This is a genomic window from Streptosporangium sp. NPDC048047 (assembly GCF_040653115.1).
In the GTDB taxonomy this organism is placed as follows: domain Bacteria; phylum Actinomycetota; class Actinomycetes; order Streptosporangiales; family Streptosporangiaceae; genus Streptosporangium.
This window is the reverse complement of sequence record NZ_JBEZNH010000097.1, coordinates 1-14,189: the sequence shown is the minus strand read 5'-3', so window position 1 is coordinate 14,189 and position 14,189 is coordinate 1. Positions and strand designations below refer to the sequence as shown.

Annotated in this window: 15 protein-coding genes and 1 pseudogene; 9 read left to right on the top strand and 7 right to left on the bottom strand. The window is 73.0% G+C overall.

Annotated features, from left to right (window positions below):
- Positions 1 to 63 precede the first annotated feature (63 nt).
- On the bottom strand, positions 64 to 795 hold the full coding sequence (locus AB0D67_RS38070; protein WP_362946997.1) for a DUF998 domain-containing protein: 732 nt from the start codon (positions 793 to 795) through the stop codon (positions 64 to 66).
- A gap of 330 nt (positions 796 to 1,125) precedes the next feature.
- Between AB0D67_RS38070 and AB0D67_RS38065 the strand changes: the two genes are divergently transcribed.
- The 3 genes from AB0D67_RS38065 to AB0D67_RS38055 all read left to right on the top strand — a co-directional run bounded on the left by AB0D67_RS38065 (position 1,126) and on the right by AB0D67_RS38055 (position 4,316).
- Positions 1,126 to 1,458, top strand: coding sequence for a YciI family protein (locus AB0D67_RS38065; protein WP_362946995.1), 333 nt, complete (start codon positions 1,126 to 1,128; stop codon positions 1,456 to 1,458).
- Positions 1,459 to 1,563: 105 nt separating this feature from the next.
- Positions 1,564 to 3,651 carry a DUF6596 domain-containing protein gene (locus AB0D67_RS38060; RefSeq protein ID WP_362946993.1) on the top strand — a complete coding sequence of 696 codons (2,088 nt, stop codon included), beginning with the start codon at positions 1,564 to 1,566 and terminating at the stop codon, positions 3,649 to 3,651.
- Positions 3,652 to 3,896: 245 nt separating this feature from the next.
- The gene (locus AB0D67_RS38055) at positions 3,897 to 4,316 is read left to right on the top strand and encodes a hypothetical protein (RefSeq protein ID WP_362946991.1); all 420 of its coding nucleotides are present in this window, start codon (positions 3,897 to 3,899) and stop codon (positions 4,314 to 4,316) included.
- A 61-nt stretch (positions 4,317 to 4,377) separates the two neighbouring features.
- Here AB0D67_RS38055 and AB0D67_RS38050 read toward each other — a convergent pair whose 3' ends face one another.
- Positions 4,378 to 5,229: a helix-turn-helix domain-containing protein gene (locus AB0D67_RS38050; RefSeq protein ID WP_362946989.1), complete on the bottom strand. Its 852-nt coding sequence runs from the start codon at positions 5,227 to 5,229 to the stop codon at positions 4,378 to 4,380.
- Here AB0D67_RS38050 and AB0D67_RS38045 point away from each other — a divergent pair.
- Together AB0D67_RS38045 and AB0D67_RS38040 are read left to right on the top strand one after the other, a co-directional pair.
- Positions 5,185 to 5,535, top strand: a pseudogene (locus AB0D67_RS38045) (LLM class flavin-dependent oxidoreductase); the annotation flags it as partial. The gene AB0D67_RS38050 and the pseudogene AB0D67_RS38045 sit on opposite strands and share 45 nt — an antisense overlap.
- 160 nt (positions 5,536 to 5,695) lie before the next feature.
- On the top strand, positions 5,696 to 6,073 hold the full coding sequence (locus AB0D67_RS38040) for a VOC family protein (RefSeq protein WP_362946987.1): 378 nt from the start codon (positions 5,696 to 5,698) through the stop codon (positions 6,071 to 6,073).
- A gap of 24 nt (positions 6,074 to 6,097) precedes the next feature.
- Here AB0D67_RS38040 and AB0D67_RS38035 read toward each other — a convergent pair whose 3' ends face one another.
- The 4 genes from AB0D67_RS38035 to AB0D67_RS38020 form a co-directional block, all read right to left on the bottom strand.
- A complete protein-coding gene (locus AB0D67_RS38035) occupies positions 6,098 to 6,766 on the bottom strand; it encodes a response regulator transcription factor (RefSeq protein WP_362946984.1) in 669 nt (222 codons plus the stop codon).
- The gene (locus AB0D67_RS38030; protein WP_362946981.1) at positions 6,763 to 7,971 is read right to left on the bottom strand and encodes a histidine kinase; all 1,209 of its coding nucleotides are present in this window, start codon (positions 7,969 to 7,971) and stop codon (positions 6,763 to 6,765) included. Before AB0D67_RS38030 ends, AB0D67_RS38035 begins: the two co-directional genes overlap by 4 nt.
- 107 nt (positions 7,972 to 8,078) lie before the next feature.
- Positions 8,079 to 8,864 (bottom strand): hypothetical protein, encoded by a 786-nt coding sequence (locus AB0D67_RS38025; RefSeq protein ID WP_362946979.1) that lies wholly within the window; start codon positions 8,862 to 8,864, stop codon positions 8,079 to 8,081.
- Positions 8,865 to 9,023: 159 nt separating this feature from the next.
- Positions 9,024 to 9,596, bottom strand: a complete 573-nt coding sequence (locus AB0D67_RS38020) for a GNAT family N-acetyltransferase (RefSeq protein ID WP_362946975.1) — start codon at positions 9,594 to 9,596, stop codon at positions 9,024 to 9,026.
- Positions 9,597 to 9,709: 113 nt separating this feature from the next.
- On the opposite strand from AB0D67_RS38020, the gene AB0D67_RS38015 reads away from it, so the two are divergent.
- The 3 genes from AB0D67_RS38015 (at position 9,710) to AB0D67_RS38005 (ending at position 12,669) form a co-directional block, all read left to right on the top strand.
- A complete protein-coding gene (locus AB0D67_RS38015) occupies positions 9,710 to 10,219 on the top strand; it encodes a SigE family RNA polymerase sigma factor (RefSeq protein ID WP_362946973.1) in 510 nt (169 codons plus the stop codon).
- Entirely contained in the window at positions 10,219 to 11,472 is a 1,254-nt protein-coding gene (locus tag AB0D67_RS38010) for a hypothetical protein (protein WP_362946971.1), read from the top strand. Before AB0D67_RS38015 ends, AB0D67_RS38010 begins: the two co-directional genes overlap by 1 nt.
- 216 nt (positions 11,473 to 11,688) lie before the next feature.
- Entirely contained in the window at positions 11,689 to 12,669 is a 981-nt protein-coding gene (locus AB0D67_RS38005; protein ID WP_362946968.1) for a GNAT family N-acetyltransferase, read from the top strand.
- Between the two features lie 188 nt (positions 12,670 to 12,857).
- Here AB0D67_RS38005 and AB0D67_RS38000 read toward each other — a convergent pair whose 3' ends face one another.
- Positions 12,858 to 13,343 carry a hypothetical protein gene (locus tag AB0D67_RS38000; protein WP_362946966.1) on the bottom strand — a complete coding sequence of 162 codons (486 nt, stop codon included), beginning with the start codon at positions 13,341 to 13,343 and terminating at the stop codon, positions 12,858 to 12,860.
- 274 nt (positions 13,344 to 13,617) lie between these two features.
- Between AB0D67_RS38000 and AB0D67_RS37995 the strand changes: the two genes are divergently transcribed.
- On the top strand, positions 13,618 to 14,142 hold the full coding sequence (locus tag AB0D67_RS37995) for a peptidylprolyl isomerase (RefSeq protein WP_362947000.1): 525 nt from the start codon (positions 13,618 to 13,620) through the stop codon (positions 14,140 to 14,142).
- Positions 14,143 to 14,189 lie beyond the last annotated feature (47 nt).

Below are 14,189 nucleotides of genomic sequence, written 5' to 3'. Positions count from 1 at the left end.
GGCCGGGATCCGGGACGTCCCGGATCCCGGCCCCGGTACGGCCGGCGGTCCCTGGGTTCCGCTTCAGACGGCTCGCCGGAGCGCGGCCAGCCGGTCCGCCGCGGCCACGCCGGTCCATGCCATCGCGACCAGCACGCCGACGCACAGGGTGAGGGAGCCGGCCCGGCCGCCCGACATCGCCCAGCCGTTGCCGAGGACAAGGGCGGCGCCGCTGATCCGCGAGGCCACGGCGAAACCGGTACGGCCGGCACGGGAGAAATGGCGGCCCAGCACGAAGCAGGCGGCGATGAGCGCGGTGAACGCGATGGACCCGGCGGCCATGTGCGCCATGGCGTGCCAGCTCATCGTCGTCGGCTGTCCCAGCGGGGTGCCGGCCGGGAAGCCGTCGCCCGGATCCATGACGAACACCCCGGCGACGACCAGCATGACGCCGTTGACCACGAGCAGCCGGGGAGCCCAGGTCCCGCCGGGCGTGCCGCGCATGACGCGGCGCAGCCCGGCCGCCCCGGCGATCGTCAGCGCGCCGGAGACCAGGAAGTTCGTGATCTGGATCCAGCCGAGGTCGCCGGTGCTGAGCATGCTCAGCGGGTGGCGGAGCAGGTCGAAGCCCTCACGGGTGAAGACCTGGGCCAGCGACACGAACCCGAAGACGGGTGTGACGGCCACCAGGCAGGCGAGCAGGAGACGTGTGGCCGGAGCGGCGGTGCCGGGCTGTTCGGCGGTGCCGAGGCGGGCGGTGCGGGTGGCGGGGGAGGCATCGGCGCGGGTGGCGGGGCCGGGCTGGACGGCGGTCATGCTGCTTCTTCCTCTCCTGCGGCGGGCTTCCCGCCGCGGTGTTCGGGTGGCCGGATTCCGTCCGGCCTCGCTGACGCGTCGAACGGGGCGCCCCGGATTCGACACCGTCGCGCCGTCATGCCTCGAACCCACGCTGACCTGCTGCATCATGCGTTCTCTGTCACATCGCGTTCCCTGTCACATCGCACGATCCCCCAGCTCGGGCACCGGATGTCGATATCCGTCCGCCTCGCTCGACGCGTAGCCGGAGACCGGAGAGAATCGGTCGCCCCGGCGGAGTCCGGTACGAAAGCCAGGCACGACAGCCCGGCGAACGAGGGAGATACGACGATGCGGTTCCTGATGACCACCAAGGGTGCCGACGCGCCTCCTCCGACCCAGGAGGCCATGACCGAGATGGCCGCCTTCGTCGAGGAGATGACCCGCGCGGGCGTGCTGCTCGCCACCGGCGGCCTGGACCCGGCCGGCGTCCACATCTCGGCGTCCGGCGGAAAGATCACCGTCACCGACGGGCCGTTCACCGAGGCCAAGGAGGTGATCGTGAGCTTCGCGCTCGTCGAGACGCGCTCCGTGGAGGAGGCCGTCGAGCTGTCCCGCCGCTTCTGGAAGATCGTCGGTGACGGCGAGGGCCACATCCAGCAGGTCTTCGGCCCGCAGGACTGACCCCGTGCCCGCGTGCCGGCCGTCCCCGGCGGGGAGGGGCCGCCCCGGTCCCGCTCCCGGTCCCGCGCTTGCGCGCCGGACCGGGCACCGCCGATGATCGGGCCCATGACGTCCGGAAGCGGGAACGGGGACGTCCACGGCGTGGTCGGCGCGGTCTGGAGGATGGAATCGGCGAGGATCGTCTCCGGACTCGTCCGGATGGTGGGCGACGTGGGGCTGGCCGAGGAACTCGCCCAGGACGCGCTCCTCGCCGCCCTCGAACAGTGGCCCGGGTCAGGCGTGCCGGACAACCCGGGCGCCTGGCTCATGGCCGTCTCCAAACGCCGCGCCGTCGATCACCTGCGGCGCGGCGAGCGGCACGAACGCGGCAACGAACTGCTCGCGCACGACCTCGCCACCCGGCCGGACACCGGTGAGACCGGTGTCGACGAGGCATTGGGAGCACTCGACGGCGAGGTGGGCGACGACGTCCTCCGCCTGATGTTCGTCTCATGCCACCCGGCGCTGTCCACCGAGTCCCGGGTGGCCCTGACGCTGAAACTGATCGGCGGCCTGCGCACCGAGGAGATCGCCCGCGCGTTCCTCGTCTCCGAGGCGGCCGTCGCGCAGCGCGTCGTACGGGCCAAACGCGCCCTCGCCGACCTCCGGATCCCCTTCGAGGTCCCGGAGGGCCCGGACCGGGCGGCGCGTCTGTCGTCCGTACTGGAGGTCGTCTACCTCGTCTTCAACGAGGGGTACGCGGCGACCGCGGGCGAGGACTGGACGCGCAGGGACCTCTGCCACGAGGCGCTGCGCCTGGGCCGCCTGCTGGCCGGGCTCGCGCCGGGTGAGGCGGAGGCGCACGGCCTGGTCGCGCTCATGGAGCTTCAGACGTCCCGGCTGGCCGCCCGGAACGACCCTTCCGGCCGGCCCCTCGCGCTGCACGAGCAGAACCGCGGGCGCTGGGACCGGCTCCTCGTCCACCGCGGCTTCGAGGCCCTGCTGCGCGCCAGGAAGTGCGGCGGCCCTCTGGGACCGTACGTGCTCCAGGCCGGCATCGCCGCCTGCCACGCGCGGGCGGCCACGGCGGAGGAGACCGACTGGGAGCAGATCGCCGCCCTGTACGAGGTGCTGATCCGGGTGCTGCCCACACCCGTCGTGCGACTCAACCGCGCGGTCGCGCTGGCCATGGCGTACGGTCCCGAGGCGGGCCTGGCCGCCGCGGACGCGCTGGCCGGCGAGTCGGCGTTCAGCGGCTACCATCGCCTGCCCAGCGTGCGCGGAGACCTGCTGGCCAGGCTCGGTCGCCACGAGGAGGCCCGGCACGAGTTCGAACGCGCCGCGGCGCTCACCCGCAACGTGCCCGAACGCACGGTCCTCCTGGAACGCGCCGCGGCCTGCGCCGACGCGGCGGCCGTTCGGGTGCCTCCGGGCGGGTCCGTCACGCTGGGCGCGGCGGCGGACGCCTTCCTCGCCCGCGAGGACCTGGACGCCGCGACCGTCCGCTCCTACGGCCAGACCATGGGCCGCCTGCGCCGCGAGATCGGCGACGACGTCCCATTGGCGGGCGTCTGCGCGGGGCGGGTGGCCGAGGTCTTCGCCGCGGCCTGGGGGAGCGCCGCGGCGGCGACGTGGAACCGTCACCGCGGCGCGGTCCGCTCCTTCTCCGCCTGGGCCGCGACCCGGTACCGACCGGCCGACGACCCGACCGGCGACCCGGCCGACGACCCGACCGGCGAGCCGGGCGGAGGTCTGGGCGGTGACCTGGCCGCCGGGGTCCCCCGCCGGTTCGAACCCCGGGGACGCACCCGTCCCCTCGACCGGCCGCAGGTCGAAGCGCTGTGCGGGCGCGCCGATCTCGCCCCCCGGGAACGCGCCCTGTGGCTGCTGATCCACGAGAGCGCGGCCGGTGCCGGTCCGGTGCTCGCGCTCAACGTCGAGGACCTCGACCTGCACGGGAGACGTGCCCGTACGGCCGACGGGTCCGGCTGGATCCACTGGGGGGACGGCGCCGCCGAGTTGCTCCCCGGGCTCGTCGCGGGCCGGCGCCGCGGCCCGCTGTTCCTGTCCGACCGCCGGCCCGGCCCCGGCCGTCCCCCCGCCCCCGGCGACCTGTGCCCCGAGACCGGCCGCCGCAGGCTCTCCTACGAGCGTGCCGAGTACCTGTTCAAGCAGGCCACCGGCCACACCCTCGGCAGGCTCCGCGCCAGGTAGCGGCGGCGCCGTACCGCCTCGTGCGCTGTCCGTCCGGATGGGCCGCCGGCCTTGTGCACCGTTCCTCCGGACGGGCCGCCGGCTTCGTGCACCGTTCGTCCGGCCGGGTCGGCCGCTTCGCTCCCGGCCGGGCTCGCCGGGCTGTGCCACTCCCTCATTCCCCGCCGGGAATTGCCGGTCCGCGGCCCCGGCCGCAGGGTGGGACCGGAACACGGGAACACCGACACACCAGCCGAGGAGGAACGGTGACCGACATCCGGGTCCGGGAGCTGACCGAACGCTACGTCGCCCTCTGGAACGAGCCGGACGGCGGGCTGCGCCGCAAGATGATCGAGGAGTTGTGGACCGAGGACGGCGTCCACGTCCTGCAACCGCCCCAGGAGATCCGGGAGACCGCCGCGAAGCTGGGCTTCGACCACTCGACCCTCCGGGCCCGCGGGCACGACGAGATCGACGTCCGGGTGAGCCGCGCCCACGAGGAGTTCGTCGCCCCCGGTGAGTTCGTCTTCCGGCAGGGAGGCGAGTCCGTCCGCCTGGACGACGTCGTCAAGCTGACCTGGGAGATGGCCCCCGCGGGCGGAGGCGAGGCGCTGGGCAGCGGACTGGAGATCCTCGTCCTCGACGGCGAGGGCCGCATCACCGCCGACTACCAGTTCCCGGGGTGACGGGCGGCCCGCCGGCTTCGCGGGCGGCCGGACACCGGCGCCGGTCCGCGCGGCGGCGGGATCACCGTGCCGGCGCGTCCGTCCGGGAGCCGTCCGTACGGAAACCGCTCGTCCGGGAGTCATCCGTCCGGGAGTCCTCCGGCCGGTGCGCGCTCCCCGGGGCGCCGGCCCGGCGCGCCGTCCGGGAGCCGTCGGCCAGTGCCGCCGCGGTGGCCGCGTCGGCGGGCAGGAACGCCTCCAGCTTCAGCTCCGCCACGGTCACGTCGAGCGCGGTCGCGAACGTCGTGATCGTGGTCGTCAGCCGCAGCTCGCCGCGCGCCGAGCGAAGCCGCACCGGTACGGCGAAGCCCACGTGATCGTGGCCCGGCTCGGCGTGCGGCACGTAGCCGGACAGTTCCTCGCGCAGCTCACCCGGGGGAACGCGGTCGATGATGTGCCGCGCCCACTGCGCCAGGTTCACGATGCGCGGCGCCAGACCCTCCGGATGCAGGGAGAGGCGCAGCACGTTGACCGGCGGACGCAGCAGGTGCCCTGCGGCCCCCTCGGTGAGCAGGCCGAACGCGTCGTTGGCCAGCACCAGCTCGTGATCGGCGTCCACGACGACCGCGGGATAGGGGAGATGGCCGGCCAGGATGTGCCCCAGCGCGGTGCGCACGTGCGCGAGGCCCGGGTCGTCGAGCGGGGTCCGCGGGTAGACGGGGGCGTAACCGGCCGCGGACAGGAGCTCGTTGCGTTCCCGGAGCGGCAGCTCCATCGACTCGCCGAGCCGTACCACCATGGTCCGGCCCGGCCGGGAACGGCCGCTCTCCATGAAGCTCAGGTACCGTTGTGTCGTGCCGGCGCGCAGGGCGAGGTCGAGCTGGCTGAGATGCCGGCGTCGGCGGGCCGCGCGCAGCGTCTGGGGGAAGTCCACACATCCAGTGTGCCCAAGCCGTCCATTCCCTCGCGGGAATTGCCGCCATTCCCCACGGGGGACACGATCCCCGTCGTGAACACGCGACTCGGGGTCCTGCTCCCCACCCGGTACAGCCAGTGGAAGGACGCCCGGCGGCTCCTCGACTTCGGGCGCCGCGCCGAGCGGCTCGGATACGACTCGGCCTGGGCCGACGACACCCTGATCGGCGCGCGTGCCGAGCCGCTGGCCACGCTCGCCGCGCTCGCCGCGGTGACCGAGCAGGTCACGCTCGGCACCGCGGCGCCGCTGCCCGCCTTCCGCCGCCCTGTCCTGGCCGGCGGGACGCGGAGCCGTACGGTTCCAGGTGAGGAGTCGACCCCCCTGGGTATGGCGACGGATCACCGACCGGCCCGAGCGGCTCGTGCGGGCCGGTGGCCGGGCATCGGCACGATGCCCGGAGGCCGGAGGACCACGAGGAGGCCGGATGACGGAGACGCTGCGGATGACGCTGACGGCCACGGTGCTGGGTGCGCCCGACGCCCGGGAGCTGGCGGCCTTCTACCGGCGGCTGCTCGGGTGGGAGGTCCGGGAGGACTCGCCCGACTGGGTCTCGCTCGCCGCACCCGGCGGCGGAGCCGGGCTGTCCTTCCAGACCGAGAAGGGCCATGTCCGGCCGATATGGCCCGCGGGGCCCGGTGACCAGCAGATGATGATGCACCTGGACATCGAGGTGGACGACCTGGACATCGCCGGGGCGCACGCGGTCGCCGCGGGGGCCGCCCTCGCGACCTACCAGCCGCAGGAGAACGTGCGGGTCTACCTCGACCCCGCCGGCCATCCGTTCTGCCTGTGGAAGCGTTAGCGGGGACCGGTCACCGCGTCCCTCTCACGCCGGGCCGCCGGGGACCGCGACGCCCGTCTCGTAGGCGGCGATCACCGCCTGCACGCGGTCGCGCAGGCCCAGCTTGGTCAGCACGTTGCTGACGTGCGTCTTGACCGTGTGCTCGCTGACCACCATGGTCCCGGCGATCTCGGCGTTGGACAGCCCGCGCGCGATCAGCCGGAGCGTCTCCCGCTCCCGGGCGGTCAGCACGGAGAGCCGCTCGGCGGACGGCGCGGCGGGACGCGGAGCCGTCCGGGAGACGAACTCGGTGATCAGCTTCCTGGTGACGGCCGGGGCGAGCAGCGAGTCCCCGGCCGCGACCACCCGGACCGCGTGCACGAGGTCGTCGCGGCGGACGTCCTTGAGCAGGAACCCGCTCGCGCCCGCCCGCAGCGCGTCGTAGACGTAGTCGTCCAGATCGAACGTGGTGAGCATCAGCACCCGGCAGTCGCTTTCCGCGCACACGATCCCGGCCGCCTCGATGCCGTCCATCACGGGCATCCGGATGTCGAGGAGGACCACGTCCGGCCGGTGCTCGCGGACGGCCGCGACGGCCGCGGCGCCGTCCCCGACCTCGGCGACGACCTCGATGTCCGGCTGGGCGCCGAGGATCATGCCGAACCCGGCCCGCACCAGCTCCTGGTCATCGGCCACCACGACCTTCACCGTCATGCCGTCACTCCGTTCTCCCTGTTCTGCTTCGTCCCTGTTCCGCTTCGTCCCGCGGCCAGTGGCAGCCGCGCGGTCACCCGGAAGCCGGGACCGTCCGTACGGGGTCCCGCGACGGCCGAGCCGCCGCAGGACTCGGCGCGTTTGCGGACGCCGGCCAGGCCGTTCCCGCCGGAGGGGAACGACGACGCCGAACCGCGGCCGTCGTCGGTGACGTCGATCACGAGCGCGTCGTCCTCCCAGCGGAGCCGGACGTCGGCGCGGGTGGCGCCCGCGTGCTTGACGACGTTGGTGAGAGCCTCCTGGGTGATCCGGTAGGCGGCGACCTCGACGTCGGGGAGCAGGGGGCCCGGCTCTCCCGAGGCGGAGCAGACCACCTCGATCCCGGCGCCGGAGACCTGCTCGGCCAGTTCGGCCAGGGCGGCGACGGTCGGCTGCGGAGCGCGCGGTCCCGCCTCCTCCTTGAGCACGTTCAACGTCCGGCGGAGCTGCACCATGGCGTCGCGCCCGGCGGCGGCGATCGCGTCGAAGGCCGCCTCGGCGCGGGCCGGGTCGCTCCTGACCACGACCGGACCGGCCTCGGCCTGCACGACCATGAGGCTGACCGCGTGGGCGAGGATGTCGTGCATGTCACGGGCGATCCGGGCCCGTTCGCGTTCGGCGGCCCGCTCGGCCTCGACCACGCGCTCACGCTCCAGCCGCACGGCCCGCTCCTCCAGGGCGGCCGCGTACGCGCGGGAGGTGGCGGAGGCGCGGCCGATCGCGTAGGCGGCGACGAACAGCACGATGCCGCGCAGCGCGGTCTCCGAGGAGCCGACCAGCAGCACGCCCCCGATGAGGGTGCCGAAGAGGATGGCGATGCGCGGCCACCGGGGGGAGTGGACGGCGACCGTGTAGGTCGCGACGAGCCCGCCGTACCAGATGGGCTGGGAGGCGACGTGGTCCGAGAGGTCGTAGAGGGAGGTCGCCGTGAGGCTGGCCAGCAGGGTGGCGATGGGCGCGCGGCGCCGCCACACCAGCGGCACGACGGCGGCCACCACGACCGCGTACCCCCACCAGCTCCACTGCCCGCCCCGCGGGGCGTCCCGGGAGAGGAGCGGCCACAGCTGCACGATCAGCACCGCTACGGCGAGCGCCGCGTCCGCCCACAGGGGCGGCAGCGACCTCAGACGGTCACGGAGAGGACCGAGGGGGGACGGAACCGGCACAGATCCCAATCCTGCCCTCTCCCACCGGGGCCCGGACACCCCGGCCGGCCGAAGCCGTCGCGGGGCCTCCTTCGCGCGCGGGGCGTCGTCCGCGTGCGGGACGCTCCTCACGGGAGGGCGCGGGCGGGCCGGGCGGCACGGACGGGCCGGGCCGCCTCCCTGGCGAGAGGAAGGAACGACACGAGCAGGAAGACCGCACCGAGGGGGATGAGGTCCTTGCTGACGAACGGGACGCTGAGGTCGAGCAGGACGAGCAGCGGTGTCCAGACCTTGACGCGGCCGAGGACGGCGAGCTGGACGACGAGCGCGAGCTGACCGAGGTAGAAGAGGAACGGCCCGCCGTCGTAAACCACCGGGGAGACACCCGGAACCGCCTTGACCTGCTCGAACAGCGGGCTCATGGCCGCGTGATCGGCGGACATGAAGCCGACCGCGATGTCGATGGCGAACTGCGCGAGAAGGGCGAGGGCGCCGGCCGTCCCGGTCACCGCGCTCGCCGTGGCCAGGGCTTTCCCGCCCGCCATCCGGCGCATCCGCCAGAAGATCGGGACGAACAGCGCGAGGGCGGCGATGAAGGCGAGGTGCCCGGAGGTCCAGGCGAGACCGGGGCCGCGGCTGCCGTCGAGTCCGTCGAGGATCCGGATCACCCCGTAGGCGAAGACGAGCAGCGGGGCGGCGACGAACGCGACCCGGAAGAAGGAGGATCCGGGGACGGCGGAGGCGGCGGGGACGGAGCCGGACCCGTCGGGAACGGCGGAGCCGGCCGAGGCAGAGACGGCGGAGGTGGCTGAGCCGGCGGAGACGGCGGAGGCGGAGCCGGCGGAGGCGGAGACGGTGCGGACGGTGGGAGAGGCGGGAACAGAGACGGCGGGGGCAGGGGTGCGGGATCTCATCGGGAAGGCTCCTCGGTGGCGTTTTCCTGCGTCGATCCTGGTCGTCCGCGGTCCGGAGGGGATCGCCGGGAAGAGCGATTCCGGCGCTCCCTCCCGCGGGGGAGCGCCGGTTCGAGGGAGACCCCGGAGAAGGATCCGACGGGATGTTCGCGGGCCGGGTCAGGCCTCTCCAGCCGTCGCGAGCCACTCGTCCCTGGTCAGCGCGTACTCCACCTCGCCGTGCTCGCTGCCCGGGATGGCCTCCGGCCAGTCGGCGTGGAAGGTGCGGACGAAGCGCAGGCCCGCCTTCTCCATCACGTTCCGCGAGCCGGTGTTGACCGCCATCGTCCGCGCGACGACGCGCTCGACCCCGAGCCCGGCGAAGCCCTCGCGAACCAGCGCCCGCGACCCCTCGGTGGCGTAGCCCTTCCCCCAGGCCGTACGGCGCAGCCGGTAACCCAGCTCGACGGACTCCGGAGCCTCCTCCTCCACCAGGGGCCGCAACTCGAACCATCCGATGAACTCCCCGGTGGACCGGATCTCGGCCGCCCAGTACCCGGGATGCCCGGAGACGTCGTGGCGGTGCAGCATCCGGGGAAGCACCCGGTCCAGGATCTCCTCGCGCGGGGTGGGCTTCCCTCCGTTGAGGTAGCGCATGACCTCCGGGTCGCCGTCGAGCTCGAACAGGTGGTCCGCGTCGGCCCCGGTCAGCTCGCGGAGCGTCAGCCGGTCGGTCTCCAGAAAGATCTTCACGGTCCCATCGTCGTCCAACGGGAGCCGGCCCCGCCAATCGTTTTGTCCCGGCGCGGAGCATAGCGGGGCGCCTCGGACGCGTCTGTAGGGCGTAACCAACAGTGGAGGTGATCGTGGACGCCGCAGAGGAGCGACGTTTCCGCGAGTTCGTCTCGGCGCGATCCCCCGCGCTGATGCGCCTGGCCTTCCTGCTGACCGGGGGCGACCAGCACGCGGCGGAGGATCTGCTGCAGAGCGCGCTGGCCAGGACGGTCACCAGGTGGCGGACGGTGGACACGCCCGAGGCGTACGTCCGTCAGGTGATGTACCGCCAGCAGGTCTCGTGGTGGCGGCGGCACCGGGAGACGGCCGTCCCCGAGCCGCCCGACCGGGCCGCGGCCGACGGCTCGGACGGGGTGGAGCTGCGGATCGTCATGCGGCGCGCGCTGGCGAGGCTGACGGCGAGGCAGCGGGCCGTCCTGGTCCTGAGGTACTACGAGGACCTGCCGGAGGCCGAGGTCGCCAGGATCCTCGGCTGCTCGGTGGGCACGGTCCGCAGCACCACCCACCGGTCCCTGGCCAGGTTGCGGCAGTTCGCGCCTGAGCTGCGGGAGCCGTACATGATCTTCGGGGAGGCTAAGTGATGACCATCGACGAGCTCGTCAGGCGGACCCTCCGTGACTGGTCGGAGGAGGCGCGGGACCCCGCCGACCTGGCGTCGCGGGCGCTGGGGAGGCGGCGGCGCTCCAGGGTGCGGATGTTCGCGGTGGTCGCGGGGGCGACCGCGGCCGTCGTCGCCGGAGCGTTCGCGGTCCCGGGTCTGGTCGCCGGGGGCGTTCCGGGAACGGACGGCACCGAGCCCGCCGTCGCCGTCGCCACCGGATCGGACCCGTCCGCCGCGCCGGACCCGTCCGCGGGGACCCGGGAGACCCTGGGGGACGCGGACTCCGCGACGCCGGAGACCCTGGTGGCCGCGGGGGACACGGCGGTCTACGCCTACTACACCTGGAGGAACGAGAAGGTCGTAGGCAACCGGGAGGCACGCCGTCTCACCTGGCACCTCTACGACGGCGACTCGGGAACCTACGAGAAGACCCCCTGGGCGTGGCTCGATCCCGCGCCGGGCGGGGAGTCCGCCGCGGTGCTGGAGTCGATCCCGGCGAACCGGGTCGGGGTGGTGACCGTACGGGGCGGTGAAGTGCGGTGGTTCGACCTCGAACACCCCGCGGGGGCGGTGTCGTGGTCACCGGACGGCACGAGACTGCTGGTCACCGACTACGACGACGACCCCGACCAGGTCGAGGTCATGGGGAAGGACTCCTGGGCCGTGGTTCCGGCGACCCGGACCGGCTTCACCCTCATCGACCCCGCCGCCGGACGGCAGGACTTCCACCCGGTCGCGGCGGAAAGCGACGGTGATGTGATCAGCCGGCGGGACTTCTTCTGGAACGCGGACGGCACCCTGATCTGGGAGTGGACCGACCTCGGTAACTCCAAGAAGTTCTACGGCATGGACGGCGCCCCGCGGCCCGTGCCCACGGACGAGCCGGCGAAGCGGGAACAGGCGGCGGGACTGTCACCCGGTGGCCGGTGGCTCGCGTCCGACAGTCCGGACCGGACCGCGGTCACCGCGCTGAAGGACATGAGGACCGGCGAGGTCAGGCCGCTCAGGCCGATCGACGGTTACTGGATCGAGCAACTCGCCGCCTGGGCCGACGACGGGCACGTGATCGCCTGGGCGTGTGAGCTCAAGGGGACCGACGGCTGTGTGAAGAGCGAGTTCCGCAACCGGCTGCTCCTCGTCGACGTCCAAGGCGGCGCGGTCGTGCCGCTCACCGGCTACCGGGAGAACAGCCAGCGGCCCGGAGCCTGGGTGCCGGTCTTCTCCCGCCGCTGAGCCGGCCGCTCCCGCTGCCGGACAGGTCTTCTTCCGTCACTGAGCCGGCCGCTCCCGTCGTACGGTCCGCGTGCCCCGGCGCGGGCCGTACGACGATGCGGCGGTGCGGGCCGTACGGCGGTGCGGGCCATATGGCGGTGCGGGCCGTACGGCGGTGCGGGCCGTACGGTGGAAAACGTCTCGAGGTGCGGGATGACGCCCTTTAGGGTGCGACCCATGACCCTCCAGTGGCGACCGCTGACCAAGGACGACGTCGAGCGGTGGGCGGAGTTGCTCGCGGAGGTCGAGAAGGCGGATCGGACGGGGGAGAACTACGGGGTCGAGGACCTCGCCGACGACCTCGACAACCCCCTGCTCGACCTGGCCGAGGGCACCCTGTCCGCCTGGGACGGTGACCGGATGGCGGCCTTCGGCGTGACTCCGTGCGCCAACGCCGCGGACCCGGTCCATCCGATGCACCTGTGGGGCGCGGTCCACCCCGGATACCGCCGCCGGGGTCTCGGCCGTCACGTGCTCGACTGGGCGATCCGCAACACGCCGGTGCTGCACGAGCGGCGTCACCCAGGGCGTCCCCTCGAGTTCCACGCCGGCGTCTTCGACGGCAACGAGGGCGCGGACGCGCTGATGCGGGCGGTGGGGATGACCCCCGTCCGATGGTTCCGCACCATGGGCCGCGACCTGGCCGCCGGGATCCGTCCGGTCGCTCTGCCCGCCGGCCTGCGGATCGTCCCTTACCGTGCGGACCTCGCCGACGCCGCCCGTGAGGTGCGCAACGCCGCCTTCACCGACCACTGGGGCAGCGTCCCGCACACCCCGGAGAGCTGGGAGCGGAGCATCGTCGGCGTGCACGCGTTCCGGCCGGAGGTCTCCCACCTCGTACAGGACGGGTCGGGCCGGAGCGTGGCCGTGCTGATCACCCACTACTACGAGGCGGACACCAGGGCCACCGGGATCCGCGAGGCGTGGATCCAGATCATCGGCACGCTGCGCGAGTGGCGGGGCAGAGGAGTGGCCGGGGCACTGCTGGCCCACGCCCTCGCGGGGTTCCGCGAGCGGGGCTACCAGCGGGCCGCCCTGGGTGTGGACGCCGACAACCCGACCGGCGCCCTGGGCGTCTACACCCGCGCCGGGTTCGAGACGGAGAAGCGCGCGACCACCTACATGCGCCGGCTCGTCGGGGAGACGCCCGCCGGCTGACCGCGGTCCGCCGCCGGCGGTCGCGGCTCGGAGAACGTGAAAGTCCGCCGTGGGCGGTTCGCAGGCGGAGAACGTGAGACCGTCAGCGGTCCGCGGCTCGGAGAACACCGGGATCCGCCGCCTGGTCGCCCGCTCGGAGAACGCGAGTGCGGCCTGCCCCACAAGGGGGCAGGCCGCACTCGCGTCACTCAGGGCAGCTTGTTCGAAGCCTGGTCCGCCTGGGCCTCGCTCTTGTCGGCGTGCCCGCCCGCCTCGGGGCCGGTCTTGGAGGTGGTCTTCTCCGTCATCTCGCTGATCTTCTGTGTTCCGGTGTGAGCCTTCTCACTCATCCAGCGGGAGGCGTCGGAGGCGTTCTCCTTCAGCATGTCGGTCCACTGCTCGGAGTTCTTGCGGTACATCGCGAAGCCGGCGGCTCCGACCGCGATACCCGCGAGCAGCAGGAACACGGGCCAGCTGCGTGACTTTCCCTTGGGTGCGGGATCGACCTTGGCCGCGGCCTGGGACAGCATCGCGCTGACCCTGGGCGCGAGCTGCTCCTCCACGGAGTGAGCGGCCGCGTCCAGCCTCGGCGCGGCCCATTCGCGCGCCACGTAGAGCCTGTCCTGCGCCACGTCCCTGGCCTGGGCGGCCATCGGCGCCATCCTGTCGGCGGCGCTCGCGACCTGAGACTTCATCTGATTCAGCTTCATCTGCGTCATCAGCCGTGCATCCGTCGGCATGATCTTCTCGATCTTTCGCTTTCTCAGCAGTTCAAGAGGCACATCAACCTCCCCAGTCGTCGGGGCCCCGTTGCGTCCCCTTCCCGCTCGAAGGCGGCTCAATCATTACCGGCCGTGGGAGGATGCTAGATGGACCGGCTCCGGCCGCAGCCATCACAAGACCACAAAACAGCACCTCGCACAGACTGAGAATGAGACCCGAAGGGGGCAGTCCCTCGTGGCTGAGAAGTTGATCGCTACCCTGAACACCAACCGCGGCACCGTGAAGGTTCAGCTCTTCCCGGACCACGCGCCCAAGACGGTGCGCAACTTCGTCGAGCTGGCCGAGGGCACCCGTGAGTGGGTGCACCCGGAGAGCGGCCAGAAGACCAACGACAAGCTCTACGACGGCACGGTCTTCCACCGCGTCATCGACGGCTTCATGATCCAGGGCGGCGACCCGCTGGGTCAGGGCATCGGCGGGCCGGGCTACAAGTTCGACGACGAGATCCACCCGGAGCTGTTCTTCAACCGCCCCTACCTGCTGGCCATGGCCAACGCCGGCATCCAGGGCGGTCGCGGCACCAACGGCTCGCAGTTCTTCATCACCGTGGTGCCCACGCCGCACCTCAACGGCCGCCACACCATCTTCGGTGAGGTCATCGAGGGCCAGAACGTCGTCGACGCCATCGCCAAGACCGACACCGACGCCCGTGACCGGCCCACGGAGCCGGTCGTCCTGGAGTCGGTCACCATCGACCGCGTGCAGGGCTGATCCGGCGGGACCGTGAGGCGGCCGGCGACCCCGCGCACGGGGTCGCC

Coding starts and splice junctions, on each gene's coding strand:
- AB0D67_RS38000 (WP_362946966.1), bottom strand. CDS start 13,343: ATGAAGTCTCAGGTCGCGAGCGCCGCCGACAGGATGGCGCCGATGGCC.
- AB0D67_RS38005 (WP_362946968.1), top strand. CDS start 11,689: ATGACCCTCCAGTGGCGACCGCTGACCAAGGACGACGTCGAGCGGTGG.
- AB0D67_RS38035 (WP_362946984.1), bottom strand. CDS start 6,766: ATGACGGTGAAGGTCGTGGTGGCCGATGACCAGGAGCTGGTGCGGGCC.
- AB0D67_RS38040 (WP_362946987.1), top strand. CDS start 5,696: ATGACGGAGACGCTGCGGATGACGCTGACGGCCACGGTGCTGGGTGCG.
- AB0D67_RS38025 (WP_362946979.1), bottom strand. CDS start 8,864: ATGAGATCCCGCACCCCTGCCCCCGCCGTCTCTGTTCCCGCCTCTCCC.
- AB0D67_RS38060 (WP_362946993.1), top strand. CDS start 1,564: ATGACGTCCGGAAGCGGGAACGGGGACGTCCACGGCGTGGTCGGCGCG.
- AB0D67_RS38010 (WP_362946971.1), top strand. CDS start 10,219: ATGACCATCGACGAGCTCGTCAGGCGGACCCTCCGTGACTGGTCGGAG.
- AB0D67_RS38070 (WP_362946997.1), bottom strand. CDS start 795: ATGACCGCCGTCCAGCCCGGCCCCGCCACCCGCGCCGATGCCTCCCCC.
- AB0D67_RS38065 (WP_362946995.1), top strand. CDS start 1,126: ATGCGGTTCCTGATGACCACCAAGGGTGCCGACGCGCCTCCTCCGACC.